This is a genomic window from Acinetobacter junii (assembly GCF_018336855.1).
GTDB lineage: Bacteria > Pseudomonadota > Gammaproteobacteria > Pseudomonadales > Moraxellaceae > Acinetobacter > Acinetobacter junii.
On record NZ_CP059558.1, the window covers coordinates 563,993 to 586,213 of the forward strand.

The 22,221-nt window shown below is 38.7% G+C and carries 13 protein-coding genes; all 13 read left to right on the top strand.

Translation table 11 applies throughout. The features are described 5' to 3' along the window. Window positions 1-115 precede the first annotated feature (115 nt). Window positions 116-436 carry a hypothetical protein gene (locus H2677_RS02730; protein ID WP_212639088.1) on the top strand — a complete coding sequence of 107 codons (321 nt, stop codon included), beginning with the start codon at window positions 116-118 and terminating at the stop codon, window positions 434-436. A gap of 312 nt (window positions 437-748) precedes the next feature. Beyond that, entirely contained in the window at window positions 749-1,039 is a 291-nt protein-coding gene (locus tag H2677_RS02735; RefSeq protein ID WP_007480924.1) for a hypothetical protein, read from the top strand. 44 nt (window positions 1,040-1,083) lie between these two features. Then, the gene (locus H2677_RS02740; protein WP_212639089.1) at window positions 1,084-1,704 is read left to right on the top strand and encodes a restriction endonuclease subunit S; all 621 of its coding nucleotides are present in this window, start codon (window positions 1,084-1,086) and stop codon (window positions 1,702-1,704) included. Next, window positions 1,704-3,227 carry a type I restriction-modification system subunit M gene (locus H2677_RS02745; RefSeq protein ID WP_212639090.1) on the top strand — a complete coding sequence of 508 codons (1,524 nt, stop codon included), beginning with the start codon at window positions 1,704-1,706 and terminating at the stop codon, window positions 3,225-3,227. Before H2677_RS02740 ends, H2677_RS02745 begins: the two co-directional genes overlap by 1 nt. After that, window positions 3,217-4,437 carry a restriction endonuclease subunit S gene (locus H2677_RS02750; protein ID WP_212639091.1) on the top strand — a complete coding sequence of 407 codons (1,221 nt, stop codon included), beginning with the start codon at window positions 3,217-3,219 and terminating at the stop codon, window positions 4,435-4,437. The genes H2677_RS02745 and H2677_RS02750 overlap by 11 nt, the downstream gene beginning before the upstream one ends. Next, window positions 4,437-5,372, top strand: coding sequence for an endonuclease NucS domain-containing protein (locus tag H2677_RS02755; RefSeq protein WP_212639092.1), 936 nt, complete (start codon window positions 4,437-4,439; stop codon window positions 5,370-5,372). Before H2677_RS02750 ends, H2677_RS02755 begins: the two co-directional genes overlap by 1 nt. Window positions 5,373-5,489: 117 nt before the next feature. Beyond that, entirely contained in the window at window positions 5,490-6,794 is a 1,305-nt protein-coding gene (locus tag H2677_RS02760; RefSeq protein WP_212639093.1) for an SMODS domain-containing nucleotidyltransferase, read from the top strand. 2 nt (window positions 6,795-6,796) lie between these two features. Then, window positions 6,797-7,405, top strand: a complete 609-nt coding sequence (locus H2677_RS02765) for an SLATT domain-containing protein (RefSeq protein ID WP_212639094.1) — start codon at window positions 6,797-6,799, stop codon at window positions 7,403-7,405. A gap of 15 nt (window positions 7,406-7,420) precedes the next feature. Beyond that, window positions 7,421-10,702, top strand: coding sequence for a type I restriction endonuclease subunit R (locus tag H2677_RS02770; RefSeq protein ID WP_212639095.1), 3,282 nt, complete (start codon window positions 7,421-7,423; stop codon window positions 10,700-10,702). Then, complete coding sequence (locus H2677_RS02775; RefSeq protein ID WP_212639096.1) at window positions 10,692-11,438, top strand: M48 family metallopeptidase; 747 nt, start codon at window positions 10,692-10,694, stop codon at window positions 11,436-11,438. The genes H2677_RS02770 and H2677_RS02775 overlap by 11 nt, the downstream gene beginning before the upstream one ends. A 90-nt stretch (window positions 11,439-11,528) precedes the next feature. Next, entirely contained in the window at window positions 11,529-14,069 is a 2,541-nt protein-coding gene (locus tag H2677_RS02780; protein WP_212639097.1) for a hypothetical protein, read from the top strand. Window positions 14,070-14,076: 7 nt separating this feature from the next. Continuing rightward, complete coding sequence (locus H2677_RS02785; RefSeq protein ID WP_212639098.1) at window positions 14,077-16,062, top strand: coiled-coil domain-containing protein; 1,986 nt, start codon at window positions 14,077-14,079, stop codon at window positions 16,060-16,062. Window positions 16,063-16,080: 18 nt separating this feature from the next. After that, the gene (locus H2677_RS02790; protein WP_212639099.1) at window positions 16,081-21,870 is read left to right on the top strand and encodes a DEAD/DEAH box helicase; all 5,790 of its coding nucleotides are present in this window, start codon (window positions 16,081-16,083) and stop codon (window positions 21,868-21,870) included. Window positions 21,871-22,221 lie beyond the last annotated feature (351 nt).

Consider the following 22,221-nt stretch of genomic DNA (forward strand, 5'->3'; position numbering starts at 1 on the left):
GATTGGCAGCTTAGAGAATTCGTTAAAAACAATGGATCAACGATAAATTAAAGGTTTAAAACAATGAACTACTACGCAGAGGACCCCTTCTAGGTAATGTGACCTGGGAGGCAATATGAAAAAGCTGAAATTTCAGTACCTACAACCTGAAAATACTCACCCTAATGACGGTATACGAGAACGATACCCTCATCTGAGAAATGTGTATCATAAAAAGTTCAGTACACTTCAAGAGCGTAGTTTTTATTTTCTTCATTTGATTGAATATAAGAACTATCCTTTAAAACTACGTGTTGCACGAGGTACGGGCTTGCCTGATGAAAGGGATGATCTACCTGCTTATGTCTATAAAGTTGCAAAAAGCTGGAAGCATAACTCTAGAAGACGAAAGCAACAGTACAGAAAGCAAAGACAAAATAAATCTAAAATTATTTGATATCAACATTCGCGTAGTATGAGGAGCGTCACTATATGACGCTTCATGCTTTTTTCTAGCTAGTGAAACTATAGGGGAAAAAAGTATTCTAATGATTATATAGATAGTGTAATAATTTTTATCATAGATGATCTACTGTATAAATTATTCTTGACATGTCAGAAATCACAGGCTAATCTTAAATCAATGATTAGTCATAGGTGTTCTACTGTATTAAATCTGTGATTGTTCAGGATTGGATTTGGCGACAGGTTGCAGCCTGCCGCCATGTTCTCAACTTATTAACGACGTGAACCATTAAGGAATCGAACAATGAAAGTATATCAGATCAATTATGACCTGCGTAAACAACGTAATTATGATGCGCTCTATCAAAAAATTAAGTCTTATGATGATTGGTGTCATCCCTTAGAATCTTGTTGGATAGTGGTTACAGCAAAAACTGCTGTACAGATTAGAGATGAATTGCGCTCCGTAATAGATAGTGATGATGGCCTACTAGTTACGAGGCTTAATGGAGAAGCAGCTTGGCACAAACTTAATTTTGATACCAATAGTCAAGTGACTAATTGGTTGCGGAAGAATTTAAGTAGCGCAACATAATTGCCTGAGCCAAGGATGGCTCAATCGCTTTAAGAGTAATATTTATGTCTAATTTAAAGAACGTAGTAAAACTGAGCGATCTTGCAGAGATTCGCACAGGTTTTACATTCCGTGAAAAGATTGAAGAAGTTGATTCAGGCAATGCGCATGTATTGCAGATCAAAGATATTCGCAACATTTCAACGGATACATGTGGCTATACGCTTTTTGCTGATGCTTTACCGCAAATTGATTGGCAGGGTAAGGATAACGCAATCGTATCGCCTGACTCTGTATTATTGCCCTGTCGTGGAGAGTATCTCAAAGCACATTATTTTGTAGGTCATCACGATCAATCAAAAGCACGACCACTCATTGTGAGCAGTCAATTTTTGATTTTGATGCCAAATCAAAATGTATTACCTGAATACTTATGTTGGTACTTGAATCAACCTCATGTGCAATACGAGTTACGCAAAGAAAGTCAGGGTTCTAAGATGCCGATGCTAAGCGTATCCACAGTCAGCCAGTTTGAGGTTGAAGTCCCTAGCTTGGACATTCAGCAACGCATAATCGAATTAAACCGTATTTGGGAGCAAGAGCAGATCTTGACCCAACAATTACTTAAAAATCGTGAACAAATGATGATGGGCATGTTCCAACAACTGCTCAAAGGAAATAAATAATGGTTACTCAAATTAATCAAGATACAGTCAATAAAGCTCTTTGGTCTGCATGTGATGTATTCCGTGGCACGATTAGCGCAGACACGTATAAAGACTTTATTTTGACAATGTTGTTCTTAAAGTACATTTCTGATGTATGGCAAGACCACTATGATAACTATAAAAAAGAACATGGTGATGAGCCAGAACTGATTGAAGAACTGATGAAAAGCGAGCGTTTTGTATTACCTCGTGAGTCTAGTTTCTATAGTTTATACGAGCGTCGCTATGAACCAGGTAATGGTGAGCGTATCGATATGGCTTTACATGCACTTGAAGAAGCGAATGGTACAAAACTAAAAGATGCAGGCAAAAGTGTATTCCAAGATATCTCATTTAATACAGATAAATTAGGTGAAGAAAAGCAAAAGAATACGATTCTGAAAGATTTACTTGAAGTCTTTGCCTCTAAGGATTTAGATCTAAAACCAAGCCGTATTGGTTCGCTTGATGTGATTGGTAACGGTTATGAATTTTTAATCAAAAACTTTGCTGCAAGTGGTGGTCAAAAGGCAGGTGAATTCTATACGCCACCTGAAGTATCTGACTTAATTGCTGAGTTACTTGATCCACAAAAAGGCGACAGCATTTGTGACCCTGCCTGTGGTTCTGGTTCACTGTTAATGAAGTGTGGCCGTAAAGTCGTCAGTAATCACAACAGCAAAGAATATGCGTTGTATGGGCAAGAAGCGATTGGTTCAACGTGGTCATTAGCCAAGATGAACATGTTCTTGCATGGTGAAGATAACCACAAAATTGAGTGGGGCGATACCATTCGTAATCCAAAATTATTGGATCAAAATGGCGACTTGATGCTGTTTGATATTGTGACTGCAAACCCACCATTCTCATTAGACAAGTGGGGTTATGAGCAAGCTGAAAATGATAAGTTTGATCGTTTCCGTCGTGGTTTACCGCCAAAGACCAAAGGTGATTATGCTTTTATCTCGCACATGATTGAGACGCTAAAACCTGTTACGGGTCGTATGGGCGTTGTGGTTCCACATGGCGTGTTATTCCGTGGCTCATCTGAAGGGAAGATTCGTGAGAAGTTGATTAATGAAAACTTATTAGATGCGGTGATTGGTTTACCTGAAAAGCTGTTCTACGGTACGGGTATTCCTGCTGCGATTCTAATTTTCAAAAAGCAAAAGTCTGATGATTCGGTTTTGTTTATTGATGCAAGCCGTGAGTTTAAGTCAGGTAAAAACCAAAATAACTTAACTGAAGAGAATATTGCCAAGATTATTGCAACCTATCGTGCTCGTAAAAGCGTTGATAAGTATGCGTATCTGGCGACTTTGCAGGAAGTAAAAGACAACGATTACAACCTGAATATTCCTCGTTATGTGGATACGTTTGAAGAAGAAGCTGAGATTGATTTAGTTGCTGTACGTGCTGAGCGTGAGCAGTTAAAGACTCAACTTGCTGAGCTTGAAATTCAGATGGCCAAGTATTTAGAGGAGTTGGGTTATGGTGCCTAAAGAATGGGAAATTAAGACTATAGGCGATATTGCAACCGTATCCTCTGGAGGTACTCCAAGCAGAAAAGAACAGGCATATTGGAATGGTGATATTCCATGGGTAACAACGGCTGAAGTACAGTTCAAAACTATTTTAGATAGTGCTGAAAAAATCACTAAAGAAGGTTTAACTAATTCTTCTGCCAAGCTATTTCCAATAAATACCATTTTAATGGCAATGTATGGACAAGGTAAGACTAGAGGGCAAGTTGCGAAGTTAGGGATTGAAGCTTCTACGAATCAGGCTTGTGCTGCAATTATTCTATCTTCGGATTATTGCGTAGATTACTACTACCAATTTTTAATATACCAATATGAAAATATTCGAGATATGTCGAATAGTGGTAGTCAGGAAAATTTGAGTGGATCAATAGTCAAATCTATTCCTGTACTTGTACCTCCTTATTTTGAGCAAGAAAAAATCGCCCAAATCCTTTCAACTTGGGATCAAGCGATTTTGGCTACTGAGAAACTGCTTGAAAATAGCCAACAGCAGAAAAAAGCATTAATGCAACAATTGCTGATGGGTAAAAAGCGTTTGCTTGATGAGAATGGGGTTGAGTTTAGTGATGAATGGCAAACATTAAGCTTGGATTCACTATTCTTCTTCAAAAAAGGTAAAGGGTTATCCAAAGATAGTATTTCTGAAACTGGGCAGAACAAATGTATTTTATATGGTGAGTTATATACTAAATATTCAGAGGTAATTGATGAGATCGTAAGCAAAACTGATAGTTCTGAAGCTACATTATCAATGAAAGGGGATATTTTAATACCTAGTTCAACAACTACGAGTGGCATAGATTTAGCAAATGCAACAGCATTACTTGAAGAGAATATTCTTCTGGGGGGGGATATAAATATTCTTAGACCTAAAGGGGAAATTTCTTCAGAATTTATAGCATATCTTTTAACTCATATTAAAAAATATGAGATTGCTTCTCGTGCTCAAGGGATAACTATCATTCATCTTTATGGATCTGATCTGAAAGATATTGAAGTTCAAATACCAGTAAGGGTTCAAGAGCAAAAGAAAATTGCTAAGTTCCTTTCTATCGTAGAGAAGGAGATGAATGTTTTACAAGGAAAAATCGTTTGTCTTAAGAAAGAGAAAAAAGCACTCATGCAACAACTTTTGACAGGTAAAAAACGTGTCAAGGTGGCTGCTTAATGATGCAAATAACACCTAGCTATTACCGCATTATGGCGGGTGCAAAGTCTGTATTTGCTCAAGAGTTTCTAGAAGGCGGCTTTATAGCCGCCAACTGGAACATTGACCAAGACTTAACACATGACTTACCTGATGATTGGCGTGAGTTTAATCATCGTTTTATTCCTGTGTATCTCAATGCTCTACCTGACAAAACTAAGATTTCGGCAGGTTTAGCATGTGGCATGTTACATACGCTTTCTAAAGGGATTAAACAGGGAGACATCATCCTTACACCTCGTGGGGATGGTCATTATTTGGTGGGTAAAGTCATATCAGACTATTACTACGTGCCTTCAGGTGAGTTAAGCCATCGCAGAAAAGTCGAATGGTTTGAACAGACTCTACCTAGAGAACTGATGTCTCAAGAGCTAAAGAACTCATCAGCGGCAGGTACAGTTTGCAATCTAACCAAGTATGCAGCAGAGCTTAAAACGCTTATTGATGGTAAAGAAACAGTTGAGCATCTCGAACCTGATGAAGTGGTCGAAGACCCAACAGCTTTTGCTTTAGAAAAGCATCTGGAGCATTTCTTGGTAGAGAACTGGTCTAAAACCGAGTTGGGTGCAACATACGACATCTATACCGAAGAAGGTCAATTGGTCGGTCAGCAGTATCCATCTGATACAGGTCCTATCGATATCTTGGCAATCAGTAAGGATAAGAAGACATTGCTTGTTGTTGAGCTAAAACGTGGTCGTGCTAGTGATCGTGTGATGGGGCAGATTCAACGTTATATGGGCTATGTCAAAGATGAGTTGGCTGAGGCAGATCAGCAAGTAAAAGGGGTCATCATTGCACTAGAAGATGACTTAAGAATTCGTCGTGCTTTGAGTGTGGCTCAGAATATTGAGTTTTATCGTTATCAGTTGAGTTTTAAGCTCAATAAAAGCTAATGCAAAAGTGAAATTTGGCGCTGATTGATCATGTTTGGCGTCACAAAATATTAAATGTATTGTTAGAAACAAGGACGTTTTTAATACTTTATCAACAATTAAAATTTGAGGGCTGTAATGTCAATTTCCCAAATGTTTCAAGACTTTTTAAGCAATATTAAGGTTGCGAATGAAGAACAAATCACGTTGCGTTATCAAGAGATAACATGTGCGTTGAACAAAAAGTTTCGTGATACCGAATCAAAAACATCAAATCAATTACAAGTTGGTTCCTATGGCAGATGGACTGCGATTAAAGGTATTTCAGATTTAGACATGTTGTACATCATGCCATCTTCAAAATGGGAGGATTATAAAAATGGAGGTCAATCAAAGTTATTAAAGGATACAAAAGATGCAATTCTTGCACGTTATCCTCGAACCACTGTGTTTGTAGATCGATTAGTCGTATGTGTCCAATATACGAACTTTCATGTAGAGGTACAGCCTGTATTTAAGCAAGAGGATGGATCATATAAATATCCAGATACTAAAAATGGCGGTAGTTGGAAGATTACAAAACCGCAAGCTGAACTTGATGAAATGCAAAATATGAATAATGCAAAAAATCGAAATTTGCGTCGTTTATGCAAGATGGCTAGAGCTTGGAAAAATAAGCATGGTGTCTCAATGGGGGGCTTACTGATTGATACACTTGCCTATAACTTCATGAAATCTACGACTTACTATGATGATAAAAGCTATATGTATTATGACTGGTTAAGCCGAGATTTTTTTAAATTTTTAGCTGATCAACCTGATCGTGATCATTATCAAGCTTTAGGCAGTAATCAGGATGTTAAAGTTAAAGCTAAATTCCAAGATGCTGCACAAGATGCTTATGATTTATGTTTAGAGGCTATTGATTTAGGTACTGACGATAAAGCTTATAGTAAGTGGCGAATGATTTATGGACGACAGTTTCCTAAAACACCAAGTAAACAAGCAGAAATGTCGATACGCATTGAAGATATGCGTTATGAACATACAGAGCAGTTTATTGAGGATCAATATCCAATTGATATTCGATATAAGCTAAAAATTGAGTCTAAAGTTACTCAAGATGGTCAAACGATTGATTGGCTAAGAGGATTTAAACGTAGAAAGAAAAAGTTAAATCATGGACGTGGTTTAAGTTTTTATATTGAAGAAAATACAACACCAAAAAATTTACAGAACTATTCTGTGAAGTGGAAAGTGCTGAATAGAGGTGAAGAAGCGAAAAGACGTAATTGTATTCGTGGTCAAATTGTGTTGGATGATGGAAAAGAACGCATTGATGAATATTCAAGTTTTAATGGTGAACATCTAGTGGAGTGCTACATCATTCAAAATGGTGTGGTTGTAGCTCGTGATCGCATTTATGTGCCAATTGAGGATTAAATATGAATCGATCTGATTTTCTTAAATGTATCGCTGAAACTGGCTATAACGTAGGATTTGGAGCGAAAAAACACTTTGCTACTTATGATCTTGTTGAAAAATCCCCAGGATGGATTAGTTTTATATCAATTGCTTTCGGTATTTATTCTTTAGCATTCAAGGAGCTTTCAACAAACTTTCTTTCAGCATCTTTCACTGTGCTTGGCGTGGTTGGTCTCTATGTCAGTATGTATGATGCAAAAAAAAGTGATTATGAAAAGGCAGGTGTTGAGCTGACTAAAATTTATAATCAGCTTAGAGCTTTATATTACTCAGTTCAAAGTAAAAGTGATTCTGATGATTTAACAAATTTGATTAGTGAATATCAGCAGTTAGAAAGTCAGTATTATTCAGTAGGTCTGAGTAAGCAAATATTGTTCAGTGATTGGTATGCACACTATAAATTCTTTTGGCAGCATCAAATTGAATGGGTTGATGAGCAGAAGAAATTTAGGTTTTTTCGGGATAAAGTACCTTTGAGCTTTTATGTATTCTTGGTTGTCGTAATTGTTATGACTATTTGCTTTATTTATAAAGCAAATCTTAGTGCATGTTTCGCAGTTTTATTTTAAAAATTTTGGTTAGGTATGAACGGTCTCTCAATTAAGTTTCAAGAAGAATACAGTGCTAAGATCCCCGCTTTAACATTGTTAACAAATTTGGGGTGGTCGTTTTTACCGCCATCACAGGCACTTGTTGCCCGTGATGGTAAACAAGACCAAGTTGTCTTGCGTCAAATTTTACGTAAAGAGCTCTCTAAGCGTACTTTTCCATTTGCTGGTCAAGAATATTCATTATCGCCAAAATCAGTTGATAACTTAATTGCCGAAATCTGTAGTCCTGCTTTGAATGAAGGGCTACTGACTGCCAACGAAAAAATGTATAACCACTTATTCTATGGCATTCCTGTCACCGAATTTGTGAATGGAAAAAAGGTTAGCCCTACGATTCCATTGATTGATTGGCATAACATTCATAACAACGACTTTTCATATACTGAAGAATTTGCTGTCACACGCTCAGGTGGTGTAGATACACGAAGACCCGATATCATTTGCTTTGTAAATGGTATTCCTTTAGGGGTAATTGAAGCAAAACGCCCTGATAGTCAGGCTAAGAAAGGTCCAACGATTAATGAAGGCATTTCTCAGACGCTTCGTAATCAGCGACCTGATGAAATTCCACATCTGTTTGCATATAGCCAACTACTACTTTCTATAAATGGACATGAAGGGCGTTACGGCACATGTAATACCCCTGCTAAGTTTTGGGCAGCGTGGCGAGAAGAAGATATTTCTGATGCAGAGATGTATGCGCTTAAAAATAATAAATTAACTGCTTCACAAAAACAGAGCCTATTTTCTTATCGTCCAGTCGATGACTTAAATTGGTATGAAAACCTAATTGCAGGTGGAGACTTAGCTGTTACAGGTCAAGATCAACTGCTGATTAGTCTATTAAAGCCTGAACGACTACTCGAAATGGTTCGCCTATATACGCTTTTCGATAAGAAAGCAGGAAAAATTGTTGCCCGTTATCAGCAAATCTTTGGTATCAAACGCCTCATTGAGCGTATTAGTACGAAGAACAGCAAAGGTGGACGCGAAGGTGGTGTCATTTGGCATACAACGGGCTCAGGTAAATCTTTTACCATGGTCTTTCTTAGTAAAGCTTTGATCTTGCATGAGGCTTTAAAACAATGCCGTATCTTGGTTGTCACTGACCGTGTCGATTTAGAAGATCAACTGAGTAAAACCTTTGTATCAGGTGGTGAACTGGCAGGAAAAAAAGACAAGCAAAATGCCATGGCGACTTCAGGCAAACGCTTGGCTGAACAAATTGGTAAGGGTACAGAGCGAATCATGTTCTCTTTGATTCAGAAATTTAACTCTGCAACCAAACTTCCTGAATGTGTTAACACAAGTTCTGACTTCATTGTCTTGATTGATGAAGGGCATCGAAGCCAAGGTGGTGAAAACCATGTGCGTATGAAACTCGCACTGCCAAATGCGGCATTCGTGGCATTTACAGGTACGCCATTACTTAAAGATGAAAAGACCGTTAACAAGTTTGGTCCTATTGTTCATGCGTATACGATGCAAAGAGCGGTAGAAGATAAAACCGTAACGCCTTTGCTCTATGAAGAACGAATTCCTGATTTAGATGTCAATGAACGAGCGATTGATACGTGGTTTGAACGGATAACAGAAGGTTTAAATGATCAGCAAAAAGCAGATTTAAAACGTAAATTTGCGAGAAAAGGTGAAATTTATACTGCGGATGATCGTATTCGCCTGATTGCGTTAGATATTGCCAATCACTTTGTGAAAAATATTGATGATGGTTTAAAAGGACAGCTTGCTTGCGATAGCAAGGCTTCAGCGATTAAGTATAAAAAGTACTTGGATGAAGCAGGCTTGTTTGAGTCTGCTGTGGTGATGAGCCCACCTGATAGTCGTGAAGGAAATACTGATGTTGATGAATCGACTACCCCTGAAGTGACCCAATGGTGGAAAGACAATGTCGGCACTCAGGATGAGCAAACTTATACCAAACAAGTAATTGAGCGTTTTGAAAAAGATGATTCGCTGAAATTACTGATAGTGGTGGATAAACTCTTAACAGGTTTTGATGAACCTAAAAATGCTGTTCTTTATATTGATAAAAATTTAAAACAGCACAATCTGATTCAAGCAATTGCGCGTGTAAACCGACTTCATCCAATGAAAAAGTTTGGTTTATTGATCGACTATCGAGGTATTTTAAAAGAATTGGACGCTACGATTCTTGATTATCAAGATCTCGCTGCCCGTACCCAAGGTGGCTATGATATCAATGATCTTACAGGCTTATATACGCAAATGAGCTCTGAATACAAACGTTTACCTCGTTTGTATAAAGCACTTTGGGCAATTTTTGCTGATGTCAAAAATAAAAATGATCCAGAGCAGTTGCGCCAAGTTTTAGTCCCACGCATTGAAGAACGTGAGGGTGAGTTAGTCGATATTCACTTGAAAGTTCGTGATGATTTTTATGAAGCACTTACAGAATTTGCCAGTTGTTTAAAAGTTGCGTTGCAGTCAGCAACCTTCTTTGAAGATAAAAGCTTTTCTGATGCAGATCGTCAGCACTACAAAGAAACAGTCAAACTATTTACAAGCTTGCGTCATATTGTGAAACGAGATGCTGGAGAGACGATTGACTATGATCAGTATGCTGAGCAAGTCAAAAAACTTCTTGATAAACATGTTGTGGGTATTGAGGTAAAAGACCCTGATGGAGTTTATGAAGTCGGCAAGATGGGTAAAATAGCTCAGCCTGAAGATTGGAGTGAAGAGAAAACACGTAATGAAACGGATATCATCAAAACTCGTGTAACGAAGATGATTGAGCAGCAATTGCGTGATGATCCCTATGCTCAGGAGGCTTTCTCTAAGCTGTTACGTCAAGTTATTGAAGAGGCTGAGAAAGAGTTTGATCACCCATTGAAGCAACACATGCTGTTTAGAGAGTTCGAAGAACAAGTTGAAGCTCGTCGTTTAGATGAAATTCCTGATGTGTTCAGTGGCAATAAGCATGCTCAAGCTTATTTCGGTGTCTTTAAGAAACTATTACCTGAAGCATTCTCGATAACAGATCAAGAGAATCAAGATAAGTGGATTGAACTTGCTTTCGAGGTTGATTGTTCTGTGATGAGCTCTGTGGCTGAAAACTCAATTAATCCACAAAATATTGAAGCGGATATCCGTAAAAAACTATTACCTCAGATGTTCCGTGAATGTAAATCCATTGGGAGTGGTATGGATCAAGCCAAAAAAATTGTAGAAATGATTGTACAAATCACGCGGGTAGGACTGAATGGTGGGTAAAGACGCTATCAGCACTCGACCATTTAGTTTCGTTTATGGGGATGAAACAATATCCTATGAAAGAGTACCGCGTTCTGGAGAGGCGAACAAAATATTAATTAAGGTGCATCCTGATTGCCGAGTTGTAGTGCATGCTCCTGAAATCGCGACTGATCATGATGTACTAAAAGCGATACAGAAACGTAGTCGATGGGTTTATCAGCAGCTCCGTGACTTTCGGCAACAGAAAGAATTTATTACGCCACGCTTGTACGTCAGTGGAGAAAGTCATTACTACCTAGGTAAACAGTATTTATTGAAAATTATAGAAAGTCATGATGTTCCGAGTGTGAAGTTATTACGTGGAAAATTTGAAGTATCTGTGAACCGAAGGGATACTGAACATATTAAAGAAGTGCTAGATAGTTGGTATAAGGCTAAAGCGAAGAGTATATTTTTTAAGCGTCTAAATCATGTCTTGGATAGAACCCTATGGATTAATGAAATACCTAAATTTCGGGTTTTGAAAATGCAAACACAATGGGGAAGCTGTTCACCTCAAGGAACACTTGTTTTAAATCCTTATCTGGTTAAAGCACCAACTCAATGTATTGACTATGTGATATTGCACGAACTCTGTCATTTGGCTGAACATAACCATAGTGAGCGGTTTTATCAACTTATGAGCCAAGTGATGCCTGATTGGGAAAAAATTAAGAAGCAATTGGATGGTATGGCGAATCATTTTTTAGTATAAAAGTAGGATTTCAAATATTTTTTATTTCCTTTAAGATCATTGGATTAAAAAAATTAATTTACTAAATAGTTTTTATAAATAGGTAGATTTGTGCAGCAAACTGAGGAGTCAATACTCCGTAATTTAAGCGTTAATGATTGGGTGCAACGTCTTCAGAATCATTACCTAAGAGCTGATGGACCATATGGCAGTACAAAACTTACTTCATTAGATGTCACTCCAGCTGGCCTGGCTGCAGCAGTTGATGCAGTGGATTGTTCTGATGAGGTGGTGTTAAAAGCCTTTATGGCATTATTTTCAAGAAGTTATGTGCAAAAAATATTAGGAACAAAAATTCATGAGAGTAGTGGTCTTTACGCATATAACAACTTTCATTTACTTGTTCTTTCTTGTGTAGTTGCTGCTACCACAACCAACGCAGGCGATAGTAAACAATATAGAGAACGCTTGGGAGCATTGTTAGATGATGGTAAAGGAGCAGAGCAAAAAGTCGATGGTGTAAATAGCTTATGGAAAGCTTTAGCTATTTGGGTTAATAAAAAAGGTGATTTATATCGAGAAATAGTCCTTCCTGAACCAGGTAGCTGGACTTTAATTGGTTATGCAGCAAAATTAGCATATCCTTCTAGAAAAGATCGTGCTTATCTAAAAAAAATTCTCAAAGAATTGCCCGATAAGGCATTAGATAATCAAAATATTTTATTGAATTATTTAAAGGGTTCGTCATATCGTCTTCCTGAACGCATGCGTGATGACTTAGCTGATTTAATCCGATGCTATGGTAATAATCAATCTATAGAAACACATCATTTTTGGCAGCTTATCGAAAATATTCTAGTTGAAATTTCTCGAGAAGAACCTAAGCATTCTACATTGTTGTGGTCCATATCAGTGAGTTTTGGCGGTTGGGATGGTGAGGAATTAGAAGACGTTTTTATGTCACGAGGTAATCGACGCGCAGAGTTAGAAAATCCTTTTTGGCATGGTACGTTTAGTCAATTACTCACAGAATATAGAACACCTCCTCAAATTAAAAAGCTTTTAGATTCTGGCTGTATTATTTTGTGTGAAAGCTATGGCGGACTATGGACGCAAGATGATAGAAAACCAAAAGAAAAGCAAAAAGCTATTATTTTAAGTTGCTCTGAAAAAATCGTAAAAAATTTTAAGAAATCATTGAAGCTGGGGCATAGATGGTATTGCTCAGAAACAATGTCATTTAGTTCAGCATTACAGATTACTGCTGGAAAGGGAATTTCTGACTCGAATCATCAAAATACTGAGTTAAGAATCGAAGGCGGTATTCCGCTTGGGAGAGGGAAATGGCTTTCTCGACCGGGATATCTCCCTAATATATATATTGAGAAAGACGCAAAGCTATCCATATCACCACCGCTTAAACTCCAAGCTGTGGGTAATATCATCAATATAATAGAACTAATTAAAATCGATGGCGAATGGCGAATAGAATGGAAATTAAAAAATAATACTTGTTTTAAATTAGTACGGTTTTTTAAAAATGCGCCGTTGGTTTCTAAATGGCCTGAAAGATCAGACCGTTATGAAGCTGCAGTAGAGCTTTCTTATGAAGATGGGGTTCCGTTAACAAATAGTGAAATCGTTACATCATCTTCAGGCATCTTTCCTAATCAGTTATCTGATGCTCTTGAAGCTATTTATGCTCGTGCGGGTGCGCCAAGATCAGAAAGTGAAATCATAGGAATTTTGCGAACAGTATTGCCAACTGACTCAAAACTGAAATATTTGGTTTGGGATGTACTGCGTTCGTTAGAAGAAGCAGGTTGGTTAGAGCAAGATATTAAACGAAGTTGGCGCGGTCGAGTTTGGCGTGTGTTACCCCCTCGTATTGTTATTACAGGTGAAAATACAGCTATAGTGGAAGGTGCAATTGCTGCAGCGGAATTTGATTTCTTAAGGATCGAAGCACAAAGGGTAGGGGTTAATATTCACGTTAATTCTGCATTACCTTTTGCTGCGCCTGTGATTGGTTTGATCGGAACAGGGTTGTGGGAGCTTGCTGAAATACTCGGTTGGCCATTTCTAAGAGCCAAAATACCAGAAATAAAAACAGCTCCTAATTGTTGGCCGCTAGAAAACAGAACAGAGATGGGGCGTAAATTAGCTGGCGTATGGAAAGCCGACCCAGGTTTATTTGTATCCGAACTTCAACAAAAACCAAAAGGACCGACTCTTTCCAGATTAGTACGAGAAGATGACCGAGATGTTTTTCGAATAGAAGAAGGAAGCACCACTTTTATTTCAACTCAACGGATTGTGGCATTACTTGAATATGCTAGAAGAACCAATAATCCACTTTTCATTTATCGTGATAGATGTTTGGAACGTCAAGGAGCAGGTGGGTATCTTCCTTTGCCAGTTGCTCAGTGGTTACGGCGTTCCACGGGAATTCAATCTGGGCCTTGTCTGACTTGTGATCAATCTTATTCCTATCACTATGGTGTGAATGAACAGCAGCTTGCGGTTTTAGAAAAAGTCTTTGCTTGCGCGATTCAAGGTCATAAAAAAAGCAAATCCAACAATCAAGTAATGAAAATCGCAAAACAGCGTCATCGTGGTATGAGATTAAGTCATTTTATATACGGGAATTAAATTTACTATGTTAGAAACATTTTATTTAGGTCAGGCAGATTACAAACCTAAACCGTACACCCGGATTCATTGTATTGCTAAGACTGTAAATGGTGCATGGAAGAAGCAAAGTTTAATCGATGACTTGCCTGCAGTAGGTAAAGTATTTGCTCCATCACTTGCATGGGTTGAAGAGAACCAACTGATTGCAATTACAACTGAAACGAATCCAAAGCAAGTTGATGATGGTCAAGATCATTATATCGTTAAGGATGCTTTTAGCCCCAACCTAGTCATCGATTATAGATCAATGACGATGGAGCAAATTCGTTACAAATTAATTGAATTTGGATTGGCCAGGATAGCTCCCTACACTGATGAAGTTATTGTTGCCTTATCTGATACACAATGTACGGTGGTAAAGGTTAAGCCACATCCTATCCATGGTCGTTACGTTGCCTCACCTGGAACAATAGAAATTTATGCTTTTAATAAAGCTATTTTTGACGGTGATACTTTTAATGGACAATTCCTAGAAATTCCTCAGGATACAGTTGGGGAATTCATTGGTGAAATAACATGGAAACTAGATCAAGAATTACTTAGTGATGTTTTGAACAAAGTAAAACAATATGACAAGATTGATCTATCTAAATCTAAACGTGAAGAAATTATTTCTATACTTAACCGTGCGTTAGAGATTACAGAGGAAAATGATGACTGGGACTCTATAAAAGATTGGATGTTAGCTTACAGTAAACGAGTTCATCGTACGTTAGGTGCTCCTGAGCTGATCGCTAATACACTTTTTGAAACGCGATCAGTCCGTCAAGAGTTAGAGAAATTAAAATTATTAGTTCGTGATAAATATTACGATGAAATGAAACCTGTTATTAGACAGAAAATTGAAAGTGAACTAAAGGAGCTTAATGATCAGCGAGAAATACTGGATGTTGAAATTAAGCAAGGAGAAGAAAAGTTAACGGGACTAAAAGCAACCTCTAGTAAGTTACAAGAACATGTTTCCAATCTAAATCGCCAACTCGTTTATGAAATTAACCAACTGAACCAAATTCTTGGTGATATTGAGGATTTGGACTCCAGAGAAGGGGTAGAGCTTTTAAAACGTTTCCAAAAAGCACTGCAAGACTCAGGTAAATTAATTTCGCCTGCTGATACCAGTATCCCACCGTGGTCTCGAGGTATTGAACCTCAAAATATATCATCGATAGATAATCTTGAATTTCCAGTAAGGCTCGAAAATCAGGCTAGAAAAACGGGTATTACAACTGAAGATATGAAACTCCTAGATGTTTCTGTCCGCTCAGGTGCTTTAACCATATTACCGCAGCAATCAGCTGAAATTATGATACCAAAATATGCCCAAGTAATTGCCGGAGGTGTATTTTTTAGAGAGCCGCTTGGTCCAAACATTCTTAATCTTGATGACTTGTGGGCTCAGCCATCTCGGGGTATGAGTACAGGTTTTTCGAGAGCTTGGTCTCTAGCACTTCAAAATCCAGAGCAATATTATCTTGTCTGGTTAGATGGTATTCAGCGTACAGCGATGGATTTATGGTTACCTAGCCTTGTAGGTGTTTTATATAGCTCAAATAGACCTAAAAATCTTTTAATTGTTGCAACTGTTGCGAACAATTTTTTAGATATTGATCGCTTGTGGTTAGATTTGCCTAATTTTAGTATTCCTCTTGTTCCTGAGTTTACTAGCATTCGTTCCAAAGACTTAGTACAGCAAGTGACTGAAAATGAAAAACAGTTAACACGATTGAATTTACAAGAGTCAGGGTCTTGCATAGATCTGGATATGGATGAATACAGATATGAAATGGAAGACCGTAAACTTTCTCCACATGCTTTGGAAACAGAAATAAGGTTATATCTTGCTGAGAGTTTATTTGTTGGGGAAAGAGCTTCAATAAGCGACAGGATAAGAAAATATTCAACCTTGCGTGAAAATGGTCAAAAATGGCTTAAAGGTTTATTAGAGAAATAGTTGTAAGGAAAAAATAATATGTTGGATCCAATCGGTGCATATAACGATATCTTAGATCTCTACCTTTCTTACTTGGATACGGTATATCGGTTGCGCCGTGAGGATCTAAGTAAAGCACGGCAGAATTTGTTACGACAGCCGGGGACCTTAATGCCCCAGCCTTTTATCGAGCCAATTTTACGTTACCAGCCAGCCAAAATAAGACTAGAAGAATGCCTTGAAGATCGTGAGGACAACCCTCTTAGCAAATTTAAACGTGAAGAACGACAAGCCATTATTGAAATGACATTTTCTGGTTTGTTCCCGGGTAAACCAGCTGAAGGTGAGTTATCACGTAACGGGCTGTTTATCCCATATGCTCATCAAATTGAAATGCTTAAGCATGGGATCACCCCTGGAAAGCCAGGGATTGTTACCTCAGGGACTGGCTCAGGTAAAACTGAATCTTTCTTGCTGCCAATTTTGGCAGAGATTACTGCGGAAGCGACACGATGGTCTGCTCCATCTACCGATTATTTGAAATCACAGTGGTGGCGTGAAGATGGTGGCTTTCATTTACATCGTAAAGGAGAGGCATCTGATCGGCCTAAAGCAGTACGCGCACTTTTACTTTACCCGATGAATGCACTCGTGGAAGATCAAATGGTGCGTCTACGTAAGATGCTGGACTCACCTGAAGCAATCAATGTGCTTGATCAACGTGCCAATGGAAATCGAATTTTCTTTGGCCGCTATACTAGTGCAAGTCCAGTTCCAGGTTATCTGGCCCATCCACGGCGTTCAGATCAGCAAGAAAAAAATAGAGCAAAAAGTCGTCTGGATAGAACTAAAGCGACGCTGCGTAGTATTGCAGAGGACCAAGAAAAAGCTCGGATTTATGATCAGCAGAATCAGCATTCTGATCCGACTCGTTATCTATTTCCATCACCTGATGGTGCTGAGTTAATCACTCGTTGGGATATGCAGGAAACCCCTCCGGATCTTCTCATTACAAACATTTCTATGTTGAATGCGATGCTGTCCCGTGAAGTAGATGCTAGGATTTTTGATCAGACGAGAAAATGGTTGGAAACTGATCCTGATGCTTACTTCTTCCTTGTATTGGATGAACTTCACTTAATACGGGGTTCTACAGGGACAGAAATGGCGGCTCTGATCCGAACTTTGATAAATAAACTTGGGCTAGATCGTTCTGAATATCGCCATAAACTTCGCATTTTAGCCTCAAGTGCTTCATTACCGCTTGAGGGTTCAGAACGTGTACATAGTTTGAATTATCTGTATGACTTTTTTGGTCCTTTTGGCACATACGCTAACACTGAGAGTCAAGGTGCAAAGCAGCCAGAAGACTGGGCTTCAGCTGTAGTGTGTGGGCAAGCAAAAATACCACAGCCTGCTACCAATGATTATGTCGAGCCAAATCCATTTATAGCTTTAGTTAACTACCTTGTGCCTGATGGACGTTATCTCGGACAATTAGATTACCAATTGGGTCAAAATAGTGAATTGGATAATCGGCTATCTTTTTGCGCTATAGCCTTAGGTTTAGCTCATAATTTTACATTAAGTGATCTAGTCAACGAAGCTTCAGCAAGGCTTACTTTCGGTTGTACTGCCGATGATGGAAGTATTAAAGCAAGATCACTATCGACAATAGCTAAAAAAGTTTTCGGTGATCCTTCAGCAGAAAATGCTGTAAGAGGTTTGACAATTCTTCGTGGTTTAGGTGACGGGATTGGTTCTGAGGCGATTGCTTTCAGAGAACATTTGTTTTTAAGAAGTCTTGAAGGTTTATTTGCTAGTCCCTTGATACAAGAAGGAAAGCTTGTTTATGAGGGAGTATCTGTCGAGAGCGGTACAAGTCACGTGCAGACTTCCAAAGGCATACAAAGGATATTTGAACTATTTTTATGTGAGGGGTGTAATTCGGAGTTTATTGGTGGTCTGCGTGGCCGAAGTTTTCAGAACAGTCCCAATCCAGCTCTAGAAATTCTGCCCCAAACCCAGGATCTTGAGCACCTTCCAGAATTTGGTACAGGAACAGGAATTGAAGATTTAAGTCATGAGGAATTTGTGCTTTTTTGGCCATCTGCACAAGAAGCAAGGCAAGGTGACAATGATAAAGAAAGTTGGGTTCCTATGTGGCTTGACCCACATAATGGGCAATTGCGACCAGGGAATTCACAAGGGAGTGCTCATGAGTTAATTCCTGGACGAGTGTTTTCACTTATCAACGGTTCTGAAAAAGAGAAGAGACGCACTCGTACAGCAGCACCTAATTGTTGTCCAGCGTGTGGTGCAGATTATTTTCATCGTAGCGAACAGTATCGCCGATCTCCAATTCGTAGCTTCCGTACTGGATTTGCAAAAACATCCCAGTTGTTAGCTACTGAGGTTCTTGAACTTCTCAAGCGTGCGGGTAATGCCCCTAAAGTTGTTTCATTCTCCGACAGTAGACAGGATGCAGCTAAAACAGCTATAGATATAGAGCGACATCATCATAACGATACTCGCCGTAGAATTTTAGTTGATGCTTTAAAAAATCACCAGCCAACCGAAGACTTAGAAACTCTCAAACATAAACGGACTGAAGCAGAGGATCAAGGAGACTACGATCGTTTTGATGAATTAAATGCCTTAATCAGACAAATTCAAAAACGGGGGAATTCAGATCGTATCGCATTAGAAACGATCTTGGAATCTGATGAGAAAGGGGTCAAGAGAGGTTTTAAAGCCGAGCGTCTGCTTGCGGGTATGGCCGATATTGGTGTTCATCCTACAGATGAGACAGGGGTTAAACGTATTCTCGATTATGAATGGCCAGATCTGTTCAAAGTTCAACAAGATGCCATATATTGGAATGATGACATTGATAGCTTAAAGATCACTGATGCAAAAAAAGAAGTAGCAGAAGCTCAAAGGTCATTAGTTGAAGATGTATTATTTGCCCGTAATTACTTTGCTTTAGAGGAAACAGGTATTGGTTATCCTTGTTTTACGCCAAGTAAATTAAGCAATACGGATACACTTGATGCAATTTTGCGCGTACTTGCTGATAATTATAGAGTACTAGCTAATAAGTGGGTTAGAGAAGGTAACATTAAAGAGTGGGTGGATGGGCATTCTGTAAGCAGTCGTAGAGTTAAAAGTTTTATGAAAGCATCTGGTATTGATGCGAATGCTATGACCAAGATTTTACAAGAGATTGCTGAATTAAAACATCAAGGAGGAATAATCCGCATTGAGCGTCTCTATATTCAGCTAGTTAAGCCAGATGCCCCAGCTTATGAGTGTGTCACTTGTGGTCGGGCTCACTTGCATCGCGGTACAGGCATTTGTACACGCTGTCATACACTCTTGCCGCAGATGCCTAATAGTACCGCAGCAGACCTGCGACAACGTAATTATATTTCTAAACGTCTTGATAAAGCACTTGCTGAAGAGCAAACAACTTTCAGATTACGTTGTGAAGAATTAACAGGGCAAACTGGCTCTCCTGCTGAACGTCTTCGCAGGTTTAGGGGAATTCTGATTGATTCAGAACATAACAGCCTGAAACGAAAAGCAGAAGAAATTGATGTGCTTTCTGTAACGACAACTATGGAAGTGGGGATTGATATCGGAGCTTTACAAGCTGTGTACCAAGCAAACATGCCTCCACAACGATTCAACTACCAACAGCGAGTAGGACGTGCGGGTCGACGTAAACAGGCATTTTCATTGGCTATGACACTTTGCCGTGGTCGTAGTCACGATATGCACTATTTCCGGCATCCAGAGGCAATCACTGGTGATGCCCCCCCGCCACCATTCCTCACGGTAGACCACATAGATATTAGTTTACGTTTGTTGCGTAAGGCATGGTTAACAGCAGCTTTTAATCAGTTAAGAGAGGAAGATGGAAGCAACTATCCGGGTGATCATACTGCATCTGATATTCATGGTGAGTTTATTCCTACCAAGGAATTCTATAGTGAGTCCGGCAATTGGTTGAAAAGACTCGAATCTACATTAATCAAAACACACGATGTCCCTGAAAAACTTGCACGAACATTAGGTGAAGGTATCGCTGGGCGTGCTGAATTACTTTTAGAGAAGTTGCAAGTAGATCAACTGATCAAAGAAATAAGTATATTGGCGAATGAGGGTAACAGTAGAGAAATCGGGTTGGCACAATTTTTGGCCGAGAGTGGACTTTTACCTATGTTTGGTATGCCTACTAGGGTTAGACCGATGTATCTTGGTATGAAACCAACTGGACAAAAAGATGCAGAGTGGGATTTGGTTGATCGAGAAATAGATATGGCTATTTACGAATTTGCACCAGGTCAAAGTCTTGTTCGAGATAAACGCATACATGAGAGCATAGGTTTTACTGATCAACTTGGCTTTATTCAGCCAACAAAGAGTGGAACAAAAATCATTCCTGAACCTAGAGAACAATGGTGGACTGATAAGGTTGAAATCGCTGATTGCCCATCTTGTGGTGCAATTAAAATTTCTTCGCAACAAACTAGTAGTTTAAATTGTGAAGATTGTAAAAATTTAATACCAAAGGATCACTTCGATACTTACTATTCTCCAGCAGCATTCAGAACGGATTTTCAGCCGAAAGTCTCCGATGGAACTGAACCGTCACGACCATTAATCCGCCGCGAAACAGGGTCAATTATTGAACCTATGAGGATGGTGAATGTTAACGGTACGAACCTTTCTTTAGCTAGCGGGAGTGAGGCATATGTTATACGACGTAATCGTGGATCACTGAACTTGGTTGGTGAGCATGAGAGCTATGAAATGGTTACTAGAACACAAAGCCGAATATATTGCCAAGATCGAAAAAACATAAAAATCGATAGTCTGCCTAACCAAGCTATTCTTAATGATAAAGCACGTAGCCGTGAGCATTGGATTGAACCATCTGATGGGCGAGAAGTGCAGCGAGTTAAATTATTCTCAAGGAAACGTACTGATGCTATCAGTTTAGGTATGTTGAAGATTGCTAATGGTTTATCTATGGATCGGATTGGTCCTAGACAGAGATCTGGAACAAATTTACGGGCTGCAGCGATTAGTGCTACTCATTTATTGGTACAAAGATCAGCTCTAGCGTTAGATATTGCGCCAGAAGAATTTGAACCATTAGAACCACGATTAAGAGATGGTAAGCCTATATTGCAAATCGCTGATACATTAGTAAATGGAGCAGGTTTCTGTAGAAGATTAACCGAAATAGGGAAGAGCGAACCACTTATTGTGGAATTAATAAACTCAATGCTAAATGATGTTGAAGACCCTATCGTTGCATCTTTCTTAGATGAAAAGCATAGAAAAGAATGTAGTCGTTCTTGTTATCGTTGTATTCAACGTTATGGTAACAGAGGCTATCATGGTCTTTTAGATTGGCGATTAGGTCTTAGTTTCCTAAGATGTTTATTTGACCCTCAGTACAGGGTTGGCTTGGACGGAAATTTTGAGCGATATCCAGAGATTAAAGATTGGCCTGAAATTGCGAGACAGGCTGCGCAAGATATCTATCGTTTAGATCCGAATAAGCGAAAAATTGTTTTTTATGGTCCCTTACAGCTGCCAGTTGTTTTGCATAATCATGATTCAGTAAACCCTGAAGCATTTATCATTGTACATCCTTTTTGGAACGTGGTAGATGGTATTGCACCGGAGATACAAAAAACTTTATCTCTTATAGATAAGAATTTTTCTATCAGATTTATTGATACGTTTGAGACCAATCGTAGATTAATGGGTGCACTTGAATATGTACGAAGCATAGCAAGTCCTAAAACTTAAATGTGACTGAAATAATTAACATTGCTAGGACCAGTTGCATCCTTTTATTTTTAGGGGGGATTACCCTTAATTCCTTTAATGTGTGAGCAAATAACACCGAATGAGAAGCAAATGGAAAAAGCCTCAATTTTCAAATCTAAAGTATCTTTTAGAGACTTTAAACGATAACTTCGATACAGTCTTTGGCACAAACAGTAGAATCTACTGGATAGTACTGTATTGAGTTCGAATTTCACAATCTAATTCTTCAGATGAACTTTTTTCTTATGATTTCAATTTTTGCTGTAAACCAGATATTGAAACCATATTGCAACCCTGCGGATAATTATGGCTAATAAGTATTTGTAATAA